General features: G+C 57.2%; 12 protein-coding genes. 6 read left to right on the top strand and 6 right to left on the bottom strand.

Features of this window, described 5'->3' with window-relative positions:
• Nucleotides 1–337: 337 nt before the first annotated feature.
• From ureG to EXN68_RS22895, 5 genes are all read right to left on the bottom strand, one after another.
• On the bottom strand, nt 338–949 hold the full coding sequence (ureG, locus tag EXN68_RS22915; RefSeq protein WP_142843008.1) for an urease accessory protein UreG: 612 nt from the start codon (nt 947–949) through the stop codon (nt 338–340).
• A gap of 421 nt (nt 950–1,370) precedes the next feature.
• On the bottom strand, nt 1,371–1,823 hold the full coding sequence (locus tag EXN68_RS27490; protein WP_161991459.1) for a hypothetical protein: 453 nt from the start codon (nt 1,821–1,823) through the stop codon (nt 1,371–1,373).
• Nucleotides 1,820–2,881, bottom strand: a complete 1,062-nt coding sequence (locus EXN68_RS22905) for an AI-2E family transporter (protein ID WP_142843006.1) — start codon at nt 2,879–2,881, stop codon at nt 1,820–1,822. The genes EXN68_RS27490 and EXN68_RS22905 overlap by 4 nt, the downstream gene beginning before the upstream one ends.
• A gap of 144 nt (nt 2,882–3,025) precedes the next feature.
• Nucleotides 3,026–4,837, bottom strand: a complete 1,812-nt coding sequence (locus EXN68_RS22900; RefSeq protein ID WP_142843005.1) for an SLC13 family permease — start codon at nt 4,835–4,837, stop codon at nt 3,026–3,028.
• Between the two features lie 216 nt (nt 4,838–5,053).
• Nucleotides 5,054–6,235, bottom strand: coding sequence for an alpha/beta hydrolase (locus EXN68_RS22895; RefSeq protein ID WP_237681453.1), 1,182 nt, complete (start codon nt 6,233–6,235; stop codon nt 5,054–5,056).
• A 237-nt stretch (nt 6,236–6,472) separates the two neighbouring features.
• On the opposite strand from EXN68_RS22895, the gene EXN68_RS22890 reads away from it, so the two are divergent.
• The 6 genes from EXN68_RS22890 to EXN68_RS22865 all read left to right on the top strand — a co-directional run bounded on the left by EXN68_RS22890 (nt 6,473) and on the right by EXN68_RS22865 (nt 16,414).
• On the top strand, nt 6,473–8,302 hold the full coding sequence (locus tag EXN68_RS22890; RefSeq protein WP_142843004.1) for an SLC13 family permease: 1,830 nt from the start codon (nt 6,473–6,475) through the stop codon (nt 8,300–8,302).
• 160 nt (nt 8,303–8,462) lie between these two features.
• A complete protein-coding gene (locus EXN68_RS22885) occupies nt 8,463–9,203 on the top strand; it encodes an alpha/beta fold hydrolase (RefSeq protein ID WP_237681452.1) in 741 nt (246 codons plus the stop codon).
• 240 nt (nt 9,204–9,443) lie between these two features.
• Entirely contained in the window at nt 9,444–10,508 is a 1,065-nt protein-coding gene (locus tag EXN68_RS22880) for a helix-turn-helix domain-containing protein (RefSeq protein ID WP_161991458.1), read from the top strand.
• A gap of 316 nt (nt 10,509–10,824) precedes the next feature.
• Complete coding sequence (locus EXN68_RS22875; RefSeq protein ID WP_161991457.1) at nt 10,825–11,889, top strand: helix-turn-helix domain-containing protein; 1,065 nt, start codon at nt 10,825–10,827, stop codon at nt 11,887–11,889.
• A gap of 245 nt (nt 11,890–12,134) precedes the next feature.
• Nucleotides 12,135–13,271: an efflux RND transporter periplasmic adaptor subunit gene (locus tag EXN68_RS22870; RefSeq protein ID WP_142843001.1), complete on the top strand. Its 1,137-nt coding sequence runs from the start codon at nt 12,135–12,137 to the stop codon at nt 13,269–13,271.
• Entirely contained in the window at nt 13,268–16,414 is a 3,147-nt protein-coding gene (locus EXN68_RS22865) for an efflux RND transporter permease subunit (RefSeq protein ID WP_142843000.1), read from the top strand. Before EXN68_RS22870 ends, EXN68_RS22865 begins: the two co-directional genes overlap by 4 nt.
• A 189-nt stretch (nt 16,415–16,603) precedes the next feature.
• On the opposite strand, the gene EXN68_RS22860 is transcribed toward EXN68_RS22865, so the two are convergent.
• The gene (locus EXN68_RS22860; protein WP_142842999.1) at nt 16,604–17,635 is read right to left on the bottom strand and encodes an urea transporter; all 1,032 of its coding nucleotides are present in this window, start codon (nt 17,633–17,635) and stop codon (nt 16,604–16,606) included.
• Between the last annotated feature and the right edge of the window lie 31 nt (nt 17,636–17,666).

Raw genomic sequence — 17,666 nt, 5'->3', positions numbered from 1 at the left:
TTGGCCATGATGCGCAAATCATCCAACGCAGAAGAAAGACGCCGTGACCGCCGAACCTTTGCAGATACTCAAGACCATCTACGGCTATGATACATTCCGTGGACGCCAGGGCGAATTGGTTGGGTTCCGTGCTTGAGCCGTGTCTTCGAGGATTGGTCTAATTAGACCCAGACCGCGCGCCGGGTCTTATTTGAACATGCGGCATTTCGTAGGCATGGGATCGCCCTGGAAGGGGTGGCCTAAGCGAGGCTATCGTTCAGGACGCTGGGATGCCGGACACTTGGCAGAATGGCTGCCGGAGCATACGTCGATTGTGTGAGAAGCCGCAGCATGCAGTCTAAAGCCCGCCCTGAACCTGCAGGAACTGCAGCACCCTGTCGACCCCGTCTCCACGTTTCATGTCAGAGAAAACGAAGGGCAATGTTGCGCGCATGCGCAGTGCATCTTTATTCATGACATCAAGATCGACACCGACATGAGGCGCGAGGTCCATCTTGTTGATAACCAGAAGATCGGACCGGGTGATGCCAGGTCCGCCCTTGCGAGGGATTTCCTCACCCTGGCAGACCGAGATAACATAGATCGTCAGGTCTGCGAGATCCGGTGAAAATGTTGCGGCGAGATTGTCCCCGCCAGATTCGATAAACACCACGTCAAGATCCGGAAAGCGGCCATTGAGGTCTGCTATGGCCTGAAGATTGATCGAGGCGTCCTCACGTATTGCCGTATGCGGGCATCCGCCGGTTTCCACGCCGACGATGCGGTCGGATGACAAGGCCTGCATGCGAACCAGTGCCTCGGCGTCTTCCTTCGTGTAGATATCGTTCGTGACGACGGCGACCGAATAATGGTCGCGCATGGCCCTGCATAATTTTTCGGTCAAAGCCGTTTTGCCCGAGCCTACGGGACCACCGATGCCGACACGCAGGGGACCATTCTTCGACGTCATCGCAACCTCCAACGTTAGAGCGCGGGAAAAATCCCATCACCGGTTAACAGTGTTTTTCGCATGGAAAAACCACGCTTATTACGGATTTCGATACAGCAGGCATGAGAGCAGTTAGAGGAACTGCAACGCATATCGGCCCAGAATCTGCCGCAGGGTCTTTCAGACAAGGTACAACCTTTCACGGGAGGACGTGCGACGTCATGACCAGTGCGCAGGTGAGCAGGTCGCTATTCTCATGTCAATCCACACAATTCTGGCTGCCGGGAATTCACGTCGGTCTGCAGAAACCGAAATGAAATCTGAAATGACCACACCGCGCCTTTCTCGCATGTGATGCGTAAATCGTCCCCGAAATTGGCGCTGCGTCCCTAATATATCCATGATTTACACCCCGTTGTTGACATCGTCCCGCAGACCCAAACTATTCCCCGAGCGTCTCACTGGTGGAGGAAACAAGATGCGCCCCGCAACATGGTCTGCGTTTGCTCTCGCTGCTTGCCTTATCTTGCCTGTATCGGTACCGGCTCCAGCCTATGCCGTGTCGATCAACATTCATGTCGGTTCCAATCTCAATTTTGGCCGCGCCATAACGTGCAGGCAGGGTCAACAGCTCATTCAGAACCGTGGCTTCCGAAATGTCCGCCGCGTCGATTGCAGAGGCCGGACATTCGTCTATCACGCCAGGCGAGGCAGCGGCGATTTCGAAATTTCGCTCAGTTCCCGCACTGGACGCGTGATGGAGATACGACGGCTTCGTCGGTAGTAATCCAAGGCGGTATTCGGGGCTGATGGTCCGTTGGGTTGCTGCGAATGTATCTCCCTGGATATTATCGATGCGTTCCTGCCGATACAGTGAAAAAGACCCGACAGTCATGTCTGGCTGCCGCTGTCAGGCACGTCGTCTGTTTTATCTCGCCCAGAAGGTGCGCCAAGAACCACTGCTATCCAGCGGGTTCCGGCGAACTGTGCGCAGAACGTGATGATCGCGATCGTGATCGGCACGCCGATGAATGCGCCGAACACACCCCATATTGATGACCAGAAAAACACCGAGAACAACACCAGGAAAGGCGACATCGCCAGCGCATATCCTGCAACACGCGGCTCTATATAACTTCCGATCGCGAATTGTATCACGTTCAGGCCGGCGAAAATAAAGATCGCTGCTTCCGGCGATCCAAACTGCGCCAGAGCGTAGGCACTTGGCAGAAGCGTCGCAATGAACGGCCCCATGAAGGGAATGTAGTTCAGCGCAAACGCAATGACGCCCCATTCTGTGGCAAAGCGCAATCCGAAGACCGCCGACAACACCCAGACCATAATGCCAGTCGCAAGGCTCATCAGCGTGCGTACAAACATGTAGCGTCGGAGCTTGGCCGCGGTCTGCATAGCACCACCAATGACTGCATCCGCCGTGTCTTTTGCCAATGCCTTTCGGATATTGCGCGCGACGGCGTCGGTATCGAGGAGCCCGAGCAATACATAGACGACGACAACGATCCAGAAGGAAATCGTCGTATTCAGCCGGGCTGTCACGCCCTGCAGCATTCGAAGCAGCCAACCGACGTTAAAATGTTCGGCCCACAGCCCGGCGACAACGATGCCATGTCCTTCCAGCCACGTCACAAGATTGCTGTAAAGCATCTGGAAGCGGGGGGCGTCGCTGACGATGGAGCGACCGATGCGGCCGAAACCCCATGCACTGACGGATGCAAGCGCTGTGAAGACACAGATGATTATCCCGACCACAATCGCCAGTGCCAGCAGTCTCGGAAGGCGGTTCTGGAGAGTCTTCTGAACCGGCCAGACAAGGGCAATCACAAGAAGTGCACCGGCGATCGGTGCAAACACCGCAGCAGCGATCTGCAGCGCAGATATAAACGCGATCGTTGCGATCAGAAAAACAGGGCCGACCAGCGTTGGGTTACTCATAAAATCGATGTCCCTTCCTGGAGAGGGTCGCCAAGGGCTGCGACCTGCGGTGCAGGGCAATCAGGCATAGTTGCAAAAATCCGAGTTGGAACAATCGGTTCACTGTCCCAAAACCATGCGTTCCGTCTCAAATCGATCATGCGACTAGAACGGCCAGATCAGCGGAACCATGAAAACGGCGATCAGGAAGAAAAACACCATGAGCGGCGTCCCAAGCTTCCAGTAATCGCCGAACCGGTAGCCGCCTGGTCCCATCACCATCATGTTGGTTGTCGTGGCAATCGGCGTCATGAAGGACGCGGAACCGGCAACACAGAGGCTCATGAGAACCGGCTGCGGATCAATTTGCATGGCAGATGCAGCCGCCATTGCGATTGGAATGACAAGCATGGTTGTAGCCGTATTGCTCATCACCTGCCCAAGAGAGGCCGTGAGCACAAATAAACCGGCGACGAGCGCCGTCGGACCGGCCGAGCCGATTGCCGAGACAAGCTCATCGGCCACGAAAGCTGCCGTACCCGATTGCATCATGGCGGTCGAAATCGGCATCATCGCCCCCACGAGCATTACCGTCGTCCAGTGAACGGCGCGATAGGATTGCTCGGGCGTAATAACGCCCGACGCGACCAGAACACATGCGCACAGAATGCCCGCAACCGCGGGCGGTACGATATTGGTCGCCAGCATCACGACAAGGCCGATCAGTGCCACCACCGCAACCTTTGCTCCCGGCCCCATTGGAACGGCCTGCCGGCGAACGAGGTCGGGTGAATCAACAACCAGCACATCGGGATCGTTGAGGCGCAGGTCGAGCGCTTCCCAACTACCTTCGAGAAGAATGGTGTCACCTGCCTCCAGCGTCGGGTTGGCGTAATCGATTTCCTCGCCCCTTCGATGCACCGCCAAAACGACCAGATCACCACTTTCCGTCGCAACGCCTGGAAACATCGGGCGCCCTATGAGGCCGGAGCGTGGCGGAACCATCACCTCTGCCAGGCCGGAGCGCCGGTTGAAGGCCGAATTTCCACCCTCTACAGGCGCGTCCTCGCGAATGGCAAGGTGAAGCCGTGCGGCTGCTTCCGCAACAGCCTGTGCGGTGCCTCGAACGAGCAGATAGTCATCCGGTGTGATACTCCTGCTGCGAGCAGGTAAACCAGAGGCAAGTGCCTGAACGGCCATGACCTGTATCTCGCTTCCACCGCCCAGATCGACGTTGTCCGCCATTACTCCGACCAGTGGAGAACTGTCGCGGATCCTCAACCGGAAGAGCCCGTCCCGCAGACCGTAGTGTTCGACAAGCGTCTGGGCATGGCGGCTGAAGTCGGCGGGCAGCCGGACGTTGCTTTTACGTGGGAGCAGGTATCTTCCGACCAGGAGTACGATCAGGATTGTTCCGGCGAGAAGCGGCACGCCGATATAGGCAAATTCAATGAAGCCGAACCCCTCTCGCCCGGAATCTTCCAAAGCCTCGGAGACGAGGAAATTCTTGGGCGAACCAGTCAGAAGCAGATTGGCCCCGGAGTGAGCCGCAAAAGCGAGCGGCATCAGCAATTGTGCTGGCGATTGACCGAGGCGAACAGCCGCCAGCACGGCAACGGGTATCATCGCTGCAACAGCCCCGCTTCCGCTGACGAGCGACGTCAGGCAACCGACGGCGAGCATGAGAATAAGCAGGAGCCTGGTGCGATTGTTTCCGCCAGCCTGAGCGATCAGCATTTGTCCGCACCATGCCGTCACGCCGGTTCGTTCAAGGGCAGCGCTGATGATGAAGAGACTGGCGATAAACAGAACGGCACGATCCCCGAAACCCGCAAAGGCCTGTTCCAAGGTGACAAGCCCTGCGGCCCAGAGCGAAAGTGTCGCCGCGAAAGCAACAGCAATAACCGGCAGCCTGTTCCATGCGAAAAGAGCGATTGTCGCAAAGATTATCAGACCGGTGCTCTGGATTGGCGACAAACAAAATCTCCCTGCTCGCAGCGCCGGCCTCGTTCACGCCCGCCTTCAGTGCCGAGTTGCGGGACATCACGTGACCGGATCTCTCTGCCGGGCAAGGTCACCTCGCTACGCTAGCAACTGCGGCAACATTAATGATGAGCGACAAATCCCAAAATTGGGCTGATCGTCCCATTTTCAGCGCCGCATCGAGGGCTTCGCAAAGCAGAATTGGAAAATCTAGGGGGTCGTGGCCATGTCGAATATCAGGATCGGAGCGGTCACCGCAAAGGTTGCGACAGCACCAAGGGCATCAATTGTCGTTGCCGGACCTGCGACGTCGACATCCGAGATTTTCTGGCCTCGCAGCAGTCGATCGCCGATCAAGCGGACGGCCTCGGGCCGGGTGGCATAGAGCGCGTGGTTGGTACGATCTCCCGAACTCAGCGCGCTGAGATCAAGAACGGTCACGCCGGAAAGATCAGCCAAGGCTCGCCGGTAGTCTTCCTGCGATGGATCGATCCCCCCGAGACGGGCACCACCACGCGCGATAAACTGCGAAAGTCGAAGGGCCCGATCTGTCTGCGCCGCGAAAATGGTGATCTGCGGACGCATCGCCCCCATGTCTTCGACCTGCCGCCGGAAGACGCCGACGTCGAGATCCGGAGATGCAAGGATGAGGTTGGAGATTTTACGCGGGACACCGTGTCGTTGAAGAGCAACCTGTCTGACCGCCTCAACCGCAAGCCAGGCACCCATCGAATGGGCCAGCACGACAACTTCATCGATGGATTTGCTATCTATGGCGGCCTGCAACAGGTTCGCCAGATCCGATCGCGAATAGGACGCGTTGTCGAAGTCGCGCTTGTAGTCCAGAAACTGCCCGCGAGATGGCCAGGAAAAAAGGATCGGCACGGCGTCTGCATCCGTATCGTGCACAAGTTGTGCGAAGCGGAAAACGGAGCGGTCAAACGTTGTTCTGAAACCATGCACATAGACGAAAGCCTTGCGCCGGTGTGGCCCCCGGAACGCAGCCGCAACATCCTCAGTTTTGATCGAGGTCACCGATGTCGCGACAAAATTGCGATCCGGATTTCCGGGCGGCCGCCGTGGGAGTTCAAGTGTACCGGGTTTGCGATTGCGAGGGACTGAAACGACGATCCTGCTATAGGAAACCGAGGCGCCGCGATCACCGCCGAACAATACGCCGGGATCTTTGACCGGCTCCCGCGTTGTTGCGGCAATAAGAGTAATCTGATCGGCGTTCGCGACAGGCGACGTTACGGTCAGCAATCCCGTTCGTGGTGCACAGGCCACCAGACAGGCAGAAAAAACAGCAACCAAGAATATGCTTCGCCTGCGCATTTTTACCTCAGTGAGCCGAAGCGCTGGTGCATTACCTTTCGGCACACTCAAAGCCACTGAGCGACCGGCGGCATACTAACTCAGCTCAAACCGGTCGTCACATGGGATCAACGGCTTACCACGAAAAATCACCCTTGTTCCGCCAGTCCGGGACGGGTTGCGTAGATTCGGGACTGTGATCCCATGACTTATCGCGGCCTCCGGCTCATCGTGATCATCGAGGTTCAGGCGTGCTGGCGTCAGGCAGCCGTATTGAAAACCGTATCAAGTCGGGTTTGTCAAAGGGAAGCAGGATTGAGCCCGGTAGCCCTCGTTGCAATCATCATCGTTGCCGCAATAGTTTTGTTCATCTCGAACAGGGTACCGGCCGTTGTCGTCGCCATGCTGACTTGCCTGTCCCTGTGGGCGACAGGCCTGCTCAGTCTTGACCAGACCCTTGCCGGCTTCGGTGATCCCGCTGTCATTTTTATAGCAACGCTTTTCGTCGTCAGCTCCGCACTTGAGCTCACCGGCGTCACGGTCTGGATGGGCAAGCGGTTATTGTGGAATGCCGGGAAAAAAAGCCGCAGCCGGTTCTTCCTTATCATGATGAGCTCGGTTGCCATGCTGACGGCACTGACCGGTATCTATGGAGCGGTGGCAGCCTTTTTGCCTGTTGTCGTCGTCACCTCGGTTCGGCTTGGACAAAAAACGTCCCAATTCCTTCTCCCGCTCGTCTTCGCCGCCCATGCGGGGTCGATGTTGACGTTGACCGGCACCCCGGTAAACGTTCTTGTCTCCGACGCGAGTATCGACGCCGGCGCTGAAGGTTTCGCATTCTTCGAATTTGCTCTTGTCGGGCTACCCCTTCTCGCTGGCAGCATGCTGATCATCATCCTGTTCGGCGAACGACTGTTACCGCAACGAAACGGTCCTTCGATCCCTTCGGATTTCAGCCGTCATGCACGGACGTTGGTGGAACAATACGGGATTGGAGCAAATCTCCACCGCCTGCGTGTTCGCTCCACCTCGCCCTGCATGGGCAAGGCTGTCTCGACGGTCGACATGGCCCCCTATGTCGGCGCCCGGCTGGTGGCGGTGCATGAGGGTGACACCGCCCAGCCGATAAGACGGCCGCATATCGGGGAAAACGATCATCTCCTTTTGAGCGGAAATCCCGACGTGATCGCAAAATTCGCCGTGGACCTGCATTTGTCGTTTCGGGAACACGAGGAAAACTCGGACGATATCCTTTTCAATCACCAGTCCGGACTGGCGGAAGTTGCTATCCCGCCGCGATCGCAACTGATCGGCCAGACAGTCTTTCCCGGCATGGTCACCGAAAGTGGTGATCTTATCATTCTTGCCGTCCAGAAGGCGGGCAAGTCTGTCGATGGCCTCAGTGCCAACGGCGATGCAGGCGCGACCTCGCTGGAGGCCGGAGATACGATGCTACTGCAGGGAACATGGAAAGCACTTGATGTACGCCTGAACGACCCGGACGTGCTCATCGTCAGTTCGCCCGAACTCGTTCGCAGGCAGGCTGTCCCCATGGGGGCCGCTGCCAGGCAAACAGTCGCAATCCTGGCCGCCATGATCGTTCTGCTTGTAACCGGTATCGTTCCTCCAGCCGTCGCCGGCATTCTCGCGGCAGGCGCGATCGTTCTTTCCGGTATCCTGACACCAGAACAATGCTTCAGGGCTATAGGATGGAGCACTGTCATTCTCATAGCAGCAATGAAGCCGCTTGCTGCAGTCATGATTGAGACGGGCGCTGCACCGCTGATCTCGAGGCAACTTGCCAATCTGGTTGGAGACATCAGCCCGACGGGACTTCTGGCTGGCCTGTTCCTGCTGACCGCAATACTTGGACAGTTGATCAGCAACACGGCAACCGCCCTGATCATGGTTCCGATTGGGATCGCAGCAGCGACGGGCATGGGCATCTCACCGCGTCCTGTTCTGATGAGCATCGCAATTGCAACTGCGGCAGCGTTCCTGACGCCGATAGCATCACCCGCCAACGCAATGGTCATGGGGCCTGGCGGTTATCGCTTTCGTGAATACTGGAGGCTTGGTCTGCCGCTGTTCGTCTGGTTCTTCATCGTTTCAGTCTTCGTCGTCCCACTCTTCTGGTCTTTCTAGGCTGAGGGACTGGTGGCGTCATTACCTTGCACTGGTCGAAATCCGCGATCGAATTTCGCGCTGCTCATGAAGGATGGTCATATACAAACGTACACTCTGAAAATTCCGGAGTAACGGCATGCTGGCGTCAGGACACACGAAAGCCACGACGTATCTTGTCATGCTGATGTGGCTCGTTCTTCATGGAGAAACGGCAACCGCAAAACCGCTTCGCAATGGTTCGGGGTGCGTCGTCCTCGTGCATGGCCTCGCCCGCGGCGCCGGTTCTTTCTGGCTGATCGATAAGGCGCTGAGCCGGCAGGGCTATCAAGTGGTAAGCGCCGAATATCCCTCAACGACAGCAAAGGTTTCAGAACTGGTGGGCTACATAGGCCTCGCGGTAGAACGCTGCAGCGCACAACCCGTGCATTTCGTCACACACTCACTCGGCGGCATTCTCATTCGTTACTGGCTGGCACAAAGGCCAGCCTTCGAATCTCTTGGCAGGGTGGTGATGCTTGCCCCGCCCAACCACGGCTCCGAGATCGTCGATGTGTTCGGCGATTTTCCGCCTTTCGACTGGATCAACGGTCCGGCCGGACAGGAGCTCGGCACCGGAGCGGGTGCAATCTCGCGTATTCTCCCATCACCTGATTATCCGGTCGGGATTATTGCCGGTGACCTTTCCATCAATCCGCTGTTCAACTCGATTTTACCCGGCCCAAACGATGGGAAGGTGACGGTTGAATCCACCCGGCTCAGTGGCGCGGCAGATCATCTCGTCGTGCACGCAACGCACACCTTCATGACCTACAATCCAATCGTCGTCATGGAGACGATCGGTTTCCTGGAAAGAGGATCGTTCCGGCACGGACTGTCATTCATCACCGCGTCGCAGGAACTAGGATCGATCTTTGAATGAAACAGGCGTAGTCCCGCTGCCATATTTGCTGCTTTGCAACACGTTTGCCGCGAAGCGGAAGTTTTTGCATCTTTTCTTTACAGACCTTGAATTGTAATAATAACATTCACTTGCGCTTAACCTTCGGCACACGGTCAACATTGTGCTTCGTTAAAAATCGGCTTCCTATCACGATGCACCAGCGCAGCGTCGATGCTGGTTACTTCATGTTTTTTCACTCTGGGTTCAAGGAGAGATATCATGAATGCACGGGTAGAATGTGGGCAGATGTCATCCGCCGAATTTGTGGATGATCCGCTGAGAAGCACGGTAGAATGTGACACGGCCGGCGTCAGCGCGCTTGAACGCTTCGAGTTTTTCCGGAACTGGCATTCGGATATCATCGATGTCGGCCTTGCGGAGGGAGAAACCGCCACCTTTGAAGCCAGCGAGAAAATCTGGCAGATCGCCGATATTGCGTTTGCCGTAATCGATACCTCCCCCGGCCATCTGCTTCGCTGGGAGCACAAGAAAAAGCCAGCTGTCGACAATTGGGTCGTGACAGTCAGAAACAGTGAGGCATCCGGCCCTAAGGACGGATCACCACGGCGACGGCTTCGCATGGCCAATCTTGCCGCGCCGGGTGACTTCGAGAGCAAAGGACGGCTGATTGCACTGTTCTTTCCCTACGGCGCGGTTGACGCGCCTCTCCATCCCGAGATCGCTGAAAATGCTGTCGAATTTCTTGCCGACTATCTCATCCTGCTCCATCAAAATCTTGTTCACCTCAAACAAAGCAGTGTCTCCAGGGTCGCCGAAGCCACCACCCACATGCTGGCAGCCGTGCTTTTGCCATCGCACGAAAAACTCGTTCAGGCACAGGCGCCAATCGACGCCGTGGTTACGACCCGCGCCATTCGCGCGATAGGCGTCCAGATTGCGGATCCGGATCTGAGCCCCGAGCATCTTTGCAAAAGCGTTGGCGTCTCTCGTTCACGCCTTTACCGGATTTTTGAGCCGGCTGGAGGAATCTCCAACTACATTCGCCGCAAACGCCTGTTGGAAACATATCGCGCGCTCGCAGATACGACCAACGTGAACTCCATTTCACAAATTGCCGAGAATGTCGGGTTTACGGACCCATCCAGCTATAGCCGTATGTTCAAACGCGAGTTCGGACTTTCACCGAAAGAAGTCAGAGCTCTTGGTTGGCAGGGAATCCGCCATCCACTGGCCTTTAGCTGCAACCACATGGATACCGGCGCCGCCACGTTGAACACCTTGCTCATCAGCAATGCGCTTGGCTTGTCGGACGCCAGCGCGTGAAAAAATCGCAGTTTGCATGCTTCGGGCACCGCCGAACGAGAAAGGGACATCCTGCACATAATTGGGATTAACTGCATATATTCAAATTCACTAATGTGAATAAAGTCGGCCATAACGTTTGTCCTCGACCATCCAATTCCAGCCCTTAAGCTTTTGCTTGAGTTCAGTTTTTATATAACGGTTGTCCTCAAGAGTTGTGTCCGGCCTTTTGTTGCTGGTGAGGTGGGCTTCTGGCAGGCTCGTAAAAAACATGCGGCTTTCTGGATATCTCCCGGTTGCGATCTGCCTTACGCGCTCAAACGGTAGAGTGCCCCTAATGCAGCAGCACGCTGATATTGCCGAAGAGAACGATGGCCAGGCCCGCCTGAACAGCATCATTGACATCGATACCCGCGAAGCGCCGCCTGCCGAACAGTTCGATCTCTATCGGTCCTGGAACTCAAATCTCGGTGATGTCACGTTATTACGGGAAAAGTTCGAGGCATTTGCGGTGCGCCAGAGGGTATGGCAACTGGGCAACCTCGCGCTGCTGTCACTGGAATATCCCCGCACCGGCTATCGGCGGAGATGGAGTAACAAGAAAGTGCCGGTCTTCGACCACTGGGTGTTAAGTATTCCGCTGACCCTGTTGCCGGACGGCCTGCTGAACCACAGTGGGCAATTCCACTGGCATTGCCTTTCTTCGCCATACGAGGCGGAAGGCGAAGATGACGGAACGATTGCTCTCATCCTGCCGCGTGATTTTGCGTTCTCGCAGCCCTATGATCTCGCTATCCGGCCAGAAATGTCCGCGCTGATTATCGACTACATCCAGCTGCTGCATCATTCGCTCCCCGGTCGTGTGGAGCGGGATGCCGAACATATGGCCGTCGCGACAACCTCTTTGCTGTCGGCCTGCATCACGCCGACGCGCGACCGTGTGTTCGAAGCGGATGGACCGATCAATGCCGTGATCATGATGCGCGCGAAAAAACTTATCGCCACACAGCTGGCAATGCGCGACCTTTCTCCCGAAAAATTGTGCCGCGACCTCAATGTCTCACGGTCCAGGCTTTATCGGATATTCGAGACCAGTGGCGGTATTTCCAACTACATCCGCCGCCAGCGTCTTTTACGGACCAGGGACATTCTGACCAATGAAAATGACAGGCGGTCCATCTCCGTAATCGCCGAAGAGTGGGGATTTACAGACCCGTCGACTTACAGTCGCACGTTTCGACGTGAGTTTGGTGTCACACCCAAGGAGGCACGCGAAGCAGGACGGCTTCGCCCGAAACGGTCGTCGTTTCTGTCCGCAGAACCCTATGGAGAAGAAGGGCCGCCTCTTTACGCTATGTGGGCAAACTGCCGTGTTCCACAATATCAATGGTCGTCGGTGTGAGAGGTTACAGCAAGCAATCGAAGGTCACGGGTCAAACAGTCTTGTGCAGTTTATCCCGGTCTTGTGCACAGTATCCCTATTTAGCTAAATGGCTGCAAAATCCGTACTTTAACAGGATTTTTCGCTTCCCGACCCGCGCTTTACAGAAATATGCTCTGGCTGCCGACTTCGGGGCAGGGCGATGGCAAGCACGCTCGCATTTGCCGTATCTGCCCTGGCCACTAATGTTTTCCGGAGGGTAACGCATGGGAATTACCGACAGGTTTTCTAAAGTTCTCCTCGCCTCCATGATCGCGGCCTCAGTTGGCATGACGGTTCCGGCACGTGCGCAGGACGCGCCCAAAGTCGCAACGATGAAGGTCGCCGTGGATGATGTTTCTCCGGAATACGAGTTTGTGGGACGCATTGAGGCATTGAATGCCGTCGACATCCGCTCGAGGATAGATGGCTTCATTGATGCAAGGTCATTCGAAGAGGGGGCCGAAGTCGAAGAAGGCCAGGAACTTTTCAGAATTGACAGCCGGGCTCTTGAGATCGCGCTTTCCGATGCGCGAGCCAATCTTACCCGCGCAAATGCGACCCTTCTCGATGCCGAACGGCAGCTTGCGCGCAATCAATCCCTGAACCAGAGCGTCGCGCGCGCAACCGTGGAACAGAGCGAAACGGCACGTGACACTGCGTCAGCAAGTGCGCAGTCGGCAGAAGCGGCCGTGAAGCAAGCCGAGCTCAATCTCAGCTACAGCCATATTATCTCGCCCCTGAAGGGACGGATTGGAACAGCTGCGTTTTCCGTCGGCAGTTACGTGACGCCGTCATCAGCGGCGCTGGCGCGTGTCGTTCAGCTTGACCCCGTCCGGGTGGTTTTTTCCGTCAGCGATCGTGCATTGCTGGATTTGCGCGAAGCGGCAGGCGGGGCGAGCAAGGATGAACTTGCCCTTCGCTATCATACGCGCCTGAGGCTCTCCAATGGCCAGATCTATCCCCAGACTGTACCGGTCACGTTCCTCGGCAGCGAAGTCGATGAGGGAACAGGGACGCTGCCGATCCGCTCCGTTTTCCCCAACAGCGATTTCCTGCTGATCCCCGGTCAGTTCGTAACGGTGGTCGTCTCGGAAAACACACGGTTGGAGCGCCCGACTGTGCCGCTTGGCGCCGTACAGCAGGACCGGGAAGGACGTTACGTCATGTTGGTGACGGCGGATAAAAAGGCCACTCAACGCCGGATCACCGTGTCCGAGCAACGAAACGGAGCCTGGATCGTCGAGAGTGGTCTGGAGGGAGGTGAAGACGTCATCATCGAAGGTCTCCAGAACGTCACTGAAGGGTCCGTTGTCGACATCATCGCAGACAAGACGTCATCTCAGCCAGTGGTGCCAAAATGAACATTTCCGCCCCATTCATTGGCCGCCCACGTTTCGCGATGGTCATCGCAGTCGTGATGCTCATCGCTGGCACCGTAGCGCTTCTTCAGATCCCGGTGGCCCAGTTTCCGCAGATCACACCACCTGAAGTCCAGGTGACCGCCAGCTATCCCGGCGCCAGTGCGACCGTGATGACGGACAGCGTTGGCGCTCCGATCGAAGAGCAGGTCAACGGGGTCGAGGGCATGATGTACATGTCTTCGTCGAGCACCGATAACGGCACCTATTCTCTTACTGTGACCTTCGAGGCCGGCACCGATCCGGCTATTGCCCAGGTCAATGTCCAGAACCGCCTTGCACTGGCAACGCCCCGCCTACCCGCTGCCGTCACACAGGCCGGCGTGACGGTTCGGAGTCGCTCGTCAAGCATGCTGCTCGGTTTGGCGATCTATTCACCGAAGGGAACGCAAAGCGAAGTCTTCATCAGCAACTATGCGACGGTAAACATTCGTGACGCCCTTGCCCGCCTCCCGGGGGTCGGCGAAGCGAGTGTCTTCGGCCCGACCTACAGCATGCGTATATGGATGATGCCTGACCGAATGGAGGCACTCGGTATCACCGCTGCGGATCTCACCGCTGCGATCCGAGCGCAGAATGCCCAGGCATCCGCTGGCCAGATCGGCTCGCCACCGGCAATGTCCGGACAGCAGATGCAGCTTACCGTCATGGCACGGGGACGCCTCGCCAACGAGGCGGAATTCGGCGATATCATCGTTCGCAGCAACCGTGATGGCGGCGTTGTCCGGCTCCGCGACGTCGCTCGCGTGGAACTTGGCGCCCAGTCATATGATACGGCCTCGACCCTCAATGGTCATCCAAGCGCGACCGTCGTCGTCTATCAGTCATCGGATGCCAATGCACTTGCGGTATCGAATGCAGTGCTCGGCGAACTCGAGAGGCTATCCACACAGTTCCCCGATGACGTTGCCTATACGATGGTATTCGACACGACGTCCTTTGTGCGGGAAACCATCCGCGAAATCTTCGTAACGCTCGCGATTACCTTCGTCCTCGTGGTAGCCGTCGTGTTCGCCTTCCTCCAGGATTGGCGTGCAACGCTGATCCCGACGCTGACGATCCCGGTTTCGCTGATCGGCGGGTTCGCCGTCCTTTACGTTCTTGGTTATTCTGCCAACACGATCACGCTTTTCGCAGTCATTCTGGCAATCAGTCTCGTCGTGGACGACGCCATCATCGTCGTTGAAAACGTCCAGCGACTTATGACCGAACGGGCGATAGACATTCGTGCGGCAACGCTTGCGACCATGGAGCAGGTCACTGGTCCGATCGTTGCGACCACGCTCGTTCTCGCTGCGCTTTTCGTTCCGGTCGCATTTCTGGCGGGGATCACGGGGGAACTCTACCGCCAGTTCGCCGTGACGATCCTCGTGACGGTCCTTTTTTCAACAATCAATGCGCTGACATTGAGCCCGGCTCTTTGCGTGCTCATTCTCAGGCCCGGCCGGGAACACAAGACCGGACTGTTCGGCAAGTTGAACAATGGCCTGGACTCCTCGCGTCGGTTTTATCTGAAAATGTTTTCGCTGTTCGCGCGACGTTTTGTGCTCGCAGGCGTGCTGTTTGCCGCAGTCCTGTTCGGCATTTTTGGTTTTTACCGCATGCTTCCGACCGGTTTTGTTCCTGCCGAGGACCAGGGATATCTGTTCATGAACGTGCAGCTTCCCAATGCTGCATCCCTCGAGCGCACCCAGCAGACAATCACGCAGGTAAGTGCGCTGCTGCAGCAAACGCCGGGGATTGCCAACACGATCGGTATTGCCGGTGTCAGCATGGTTGGTGGTGGCGGTTCAAACAGCGGAATGATCATTTCCGCACTGAAGCCATGGAGTGAACGTGGATCCGACCAGAGCGCATTTGCGTTGATCAACCGGCTCCGCCCACAGCTCGCGGCCATTTCCACGGCTTCAATCGTGCCCTTCAATCCCCCGGCAATTCCCGGTCTCGGCACGACAGGCGGCTTTGACTTCCGCCTGCAGGCCCAGGCGGGCCAGAGCCAGCAGGAACTGGCCGAGGTCATGCGAAATCTCATTATGCAGGCGAACGGGACACCGGGACTTGCCGGCGTTTTCAGTACCTTCTCCGCTGAGGTGCCGCAGCTTTATCTCGATATCGACCGGAAGCGGGCCGAGCTCTATGGTGTTTCGCCCGCCGCGATTTTCGCAACGTTGCAGGCTCATCTGGGGTCAACATATGTTGACGATTTCAACATTTTCTCGCGTGTGTATCAGGTCCGGCTGCAGGACGAGGCAGCCTATCGCCAACGTATCGATGACATCCAGCGTCTGAGGGTTCGCAGTCAGTCGGGAGAACTTGTTCCGCTCCAGAGCATGCTTTCCATCTCGACGGTCTACGGGCCGAGCTCGGTCAATCGTTATAATCTGTTCTCATCAGCCTCGATCAACGGCCAGGCAGCAGCAGGCACCAGCACCGGGCAAGCCCTGACGATCATGGGTGGACTGGCAAACGAGGCACTGCCTGCCGGTTTCGGGTTCGAGTGGACGGGTCTGGCGCTTCAGGAGCAGCAATCGGGGAACGAGACGGTCATTATCCTCATCATGGGCATCGTCTTCACCTATCTTTTCCTCGTCGCGCAATATGAAAGCTGGAGTGTCCCGGTTGCCGTGATGTTGTCAGTTGCGGTCGCAGTGGTCGGCGCTCTCGGCGCCCTCGTCGTCGGTGGCATCGATCTCAACATCTACGCCCAGATCGGCCTGCTGCTGCTGATCGGGCTTGCGGCAAAAAATGCGATCCTGATCGTGGAATTCGCCAAGGAACGCCGTGAAGAGGGCATGAGCATTTTTGAGGCGGCGTCCGAGGGCACATCCCAGCGCTTCAGACCTGTCCTGATGACGGCACTCGCCTCCATTCTTGGCGTTGTTCCGCTGGTCATTGCAACCGGTGCCGGTGCGGGCAGTCGCCAGGCAATCGGCTCCACGGTGCTCGGCGGCCTGCTGCTGGGTACCCTGCTCGGGCTTGTCGTCATTCCCGTACTCTACCTGGTTGTCCAGACCGGTCGGGAAAGGCTGAAGGAACGGCTCTTCGGGGTCAAACCGGATCCTGTTACCGAGGTAGCCGGCGAATAGCCGGGAGGTTCCGAGGCTTCAGCCAGACAACAACGGCGCCCTGTGGCGCTGTTTTGTGTCTTGTCCGAGGAGCATGATGGTCGGTGGAAAGCACTGCGGCACAAATCCTGTTCTTCGGCAGGCCGCCGAAAAATCAGAACAGCCACGTCGACAAAAACGACAGGCATCCTGTGGACGTCGTTTTGAAGATCAACCCTGGTGTCCGAGATAGCGCGCGCGATTATCTTCCGGTGTGGTGGATTCGGCGGGTGGGACTGGCACGAGTGCCTTGAATGCACCCTGACCCAGCAGCATAAGCCAGGTTACGAGAACAAAGGTTGACGTCAGGACCGGCATGCCGATCGGCGTCAGGAAGATGGCAACCGAGGCCCAGAGCCAGCTTGCTATGACAGCGCCAAAAATGGCGTAGAGGAGGCTGCGCCAGGTGAATACCAGAAAAACGCCGCCGAGCGCCATGGCAGTCAGGGCCGAGTTGTAGCCAAAAAGGCCGTCACGCACCGCCCCCTCCGGTCCTCCATACAGGGCAGCCACCAGCGTGCCGACAATCGCTCCAAGCAAGCCCATCGCGGCGCAAATGCGGGAGTTCAGGCCAATGGCAATCAGGATGAGATATCCGGAAATCCAGTTGTCCTGGAAAAAGATCTGGCCGATCGATGTGCCGATCCCTTCGTACCAGGTTGAAAGGACATAAGGCACCGTGTCGGAAAACTGCTCGGGCGAGATGGGTTTGGCCATGGGGCCGGCATCAATGGCATCGAATTTCAGAACAGCGAAGAGAAAGAGCCATCCGACAAGGACGAACGGCATCGTCAGCGGCGCCACCTTATGAGGCGCGAGCAATGCACCAATGCTGGCAAGCGTCATTGTGGTGAAGGCGGCAGCACAGATGATGTAGACAACCATCGCGATGGACGGGATGGAGCCGGCCCGAAAATCCTCGCTGGTGAAGGCAACGAGCGCCAGGCCGACCAGCGCGCCATTGAACCCGTAAAGGCCGTCACGCAGCATTCCTCTGTCAGCCCTGAGGATCACCGCCGTCAACGTGCTCGAGATGACCCCGAGAATACAGATGACGGCGTAAATCCATGAATTCCAGACAAGTGCGGCCAGGATGACGAGGCCTGACAGCGGGTTGTTCTGAAAGACGACCTGCCCGATGCCCCGCAACGACCAGTCCACGAAAGAAAACAGGGGGTGATCCGGAAAATGGTTCAGCTTCATGAATACGTGCTCCTGTCGCGCAGGCTGGAGG

The organism is Martinezella rhizogenes (genome assembly GCF_007002745.1).
Lineage (GTDB): Bacteria > Pseudomonadota > Alphaproteobacteria > Rhizobiales > Rhizobiaceae > Agrobacterium > Agrobacterium cucumeris.
This window is presented reverse-complemented; position numbering and strand designations above follow the sequence as displayed.

Coding starts and splice junctions, on each gene's coding strand:
- EXN68_RS22870 (WP_142843001.1), top strand. CDS start 12,135: ATGGGAATTACCGACAGGTTTTCTAAAGTTCTCCTCGCCTCCATGATC.
- EXN68_RS22860 (WP_142842999.1), bottom strand. CDS start 17,635: ATGAAGCTGAACCATTTTCCGGATCACCCCCTGTTTTCTTTCGTGGAC.
- EXN68_RS22875 (WP_161991457.1), top strand. CDS start 10,825: ATGCAGCAGCACGCTGATATTGCCGAAGAGAACGATGGCCAGGCCCGC.
- ureG (WP_142843008.1), bottom strand. CDS start 949: ATGACGTCGAAGAATGGTCCCCTGCGTGTCGGCATCGGTGGTCCCGTA.
- EXN68_RS22880 (WP_161991458.1), top strand. CDS start 9,444: ATGAATGCACGGGTAGAATGTGGGCAGATGTCATCCGCCGAATTTGTG.
- EXN68_RS22865 (WP_142843000.1), top strand. CDS start 13,268: ATGAACATTTCCGCCCCATTCATTGGCCGCCCACGTTTCGCGATGGTC.
- EXN68_RS27490 (WP_161991459.1), bottom strand. CDS start 1,823: ATGACTGTCGGGTCTTTTTCACTGTATCGGCAGGAACGCATCGATAAT.
- EXN68_RS22885 (WP_237681452.1), top strand. CDS start 8,463: ATGCTGATGTGGCTCGTTCTTCATGGAGAAACGGCAACCGCAAAACCG.
- EXN68_RS22905 (WP_142843006.1), bottom strand. CDS start 2,881: ATGAGTAACCCAACGCTGGTCGGCCCTGTTTTTCTGATCGCAACGATC.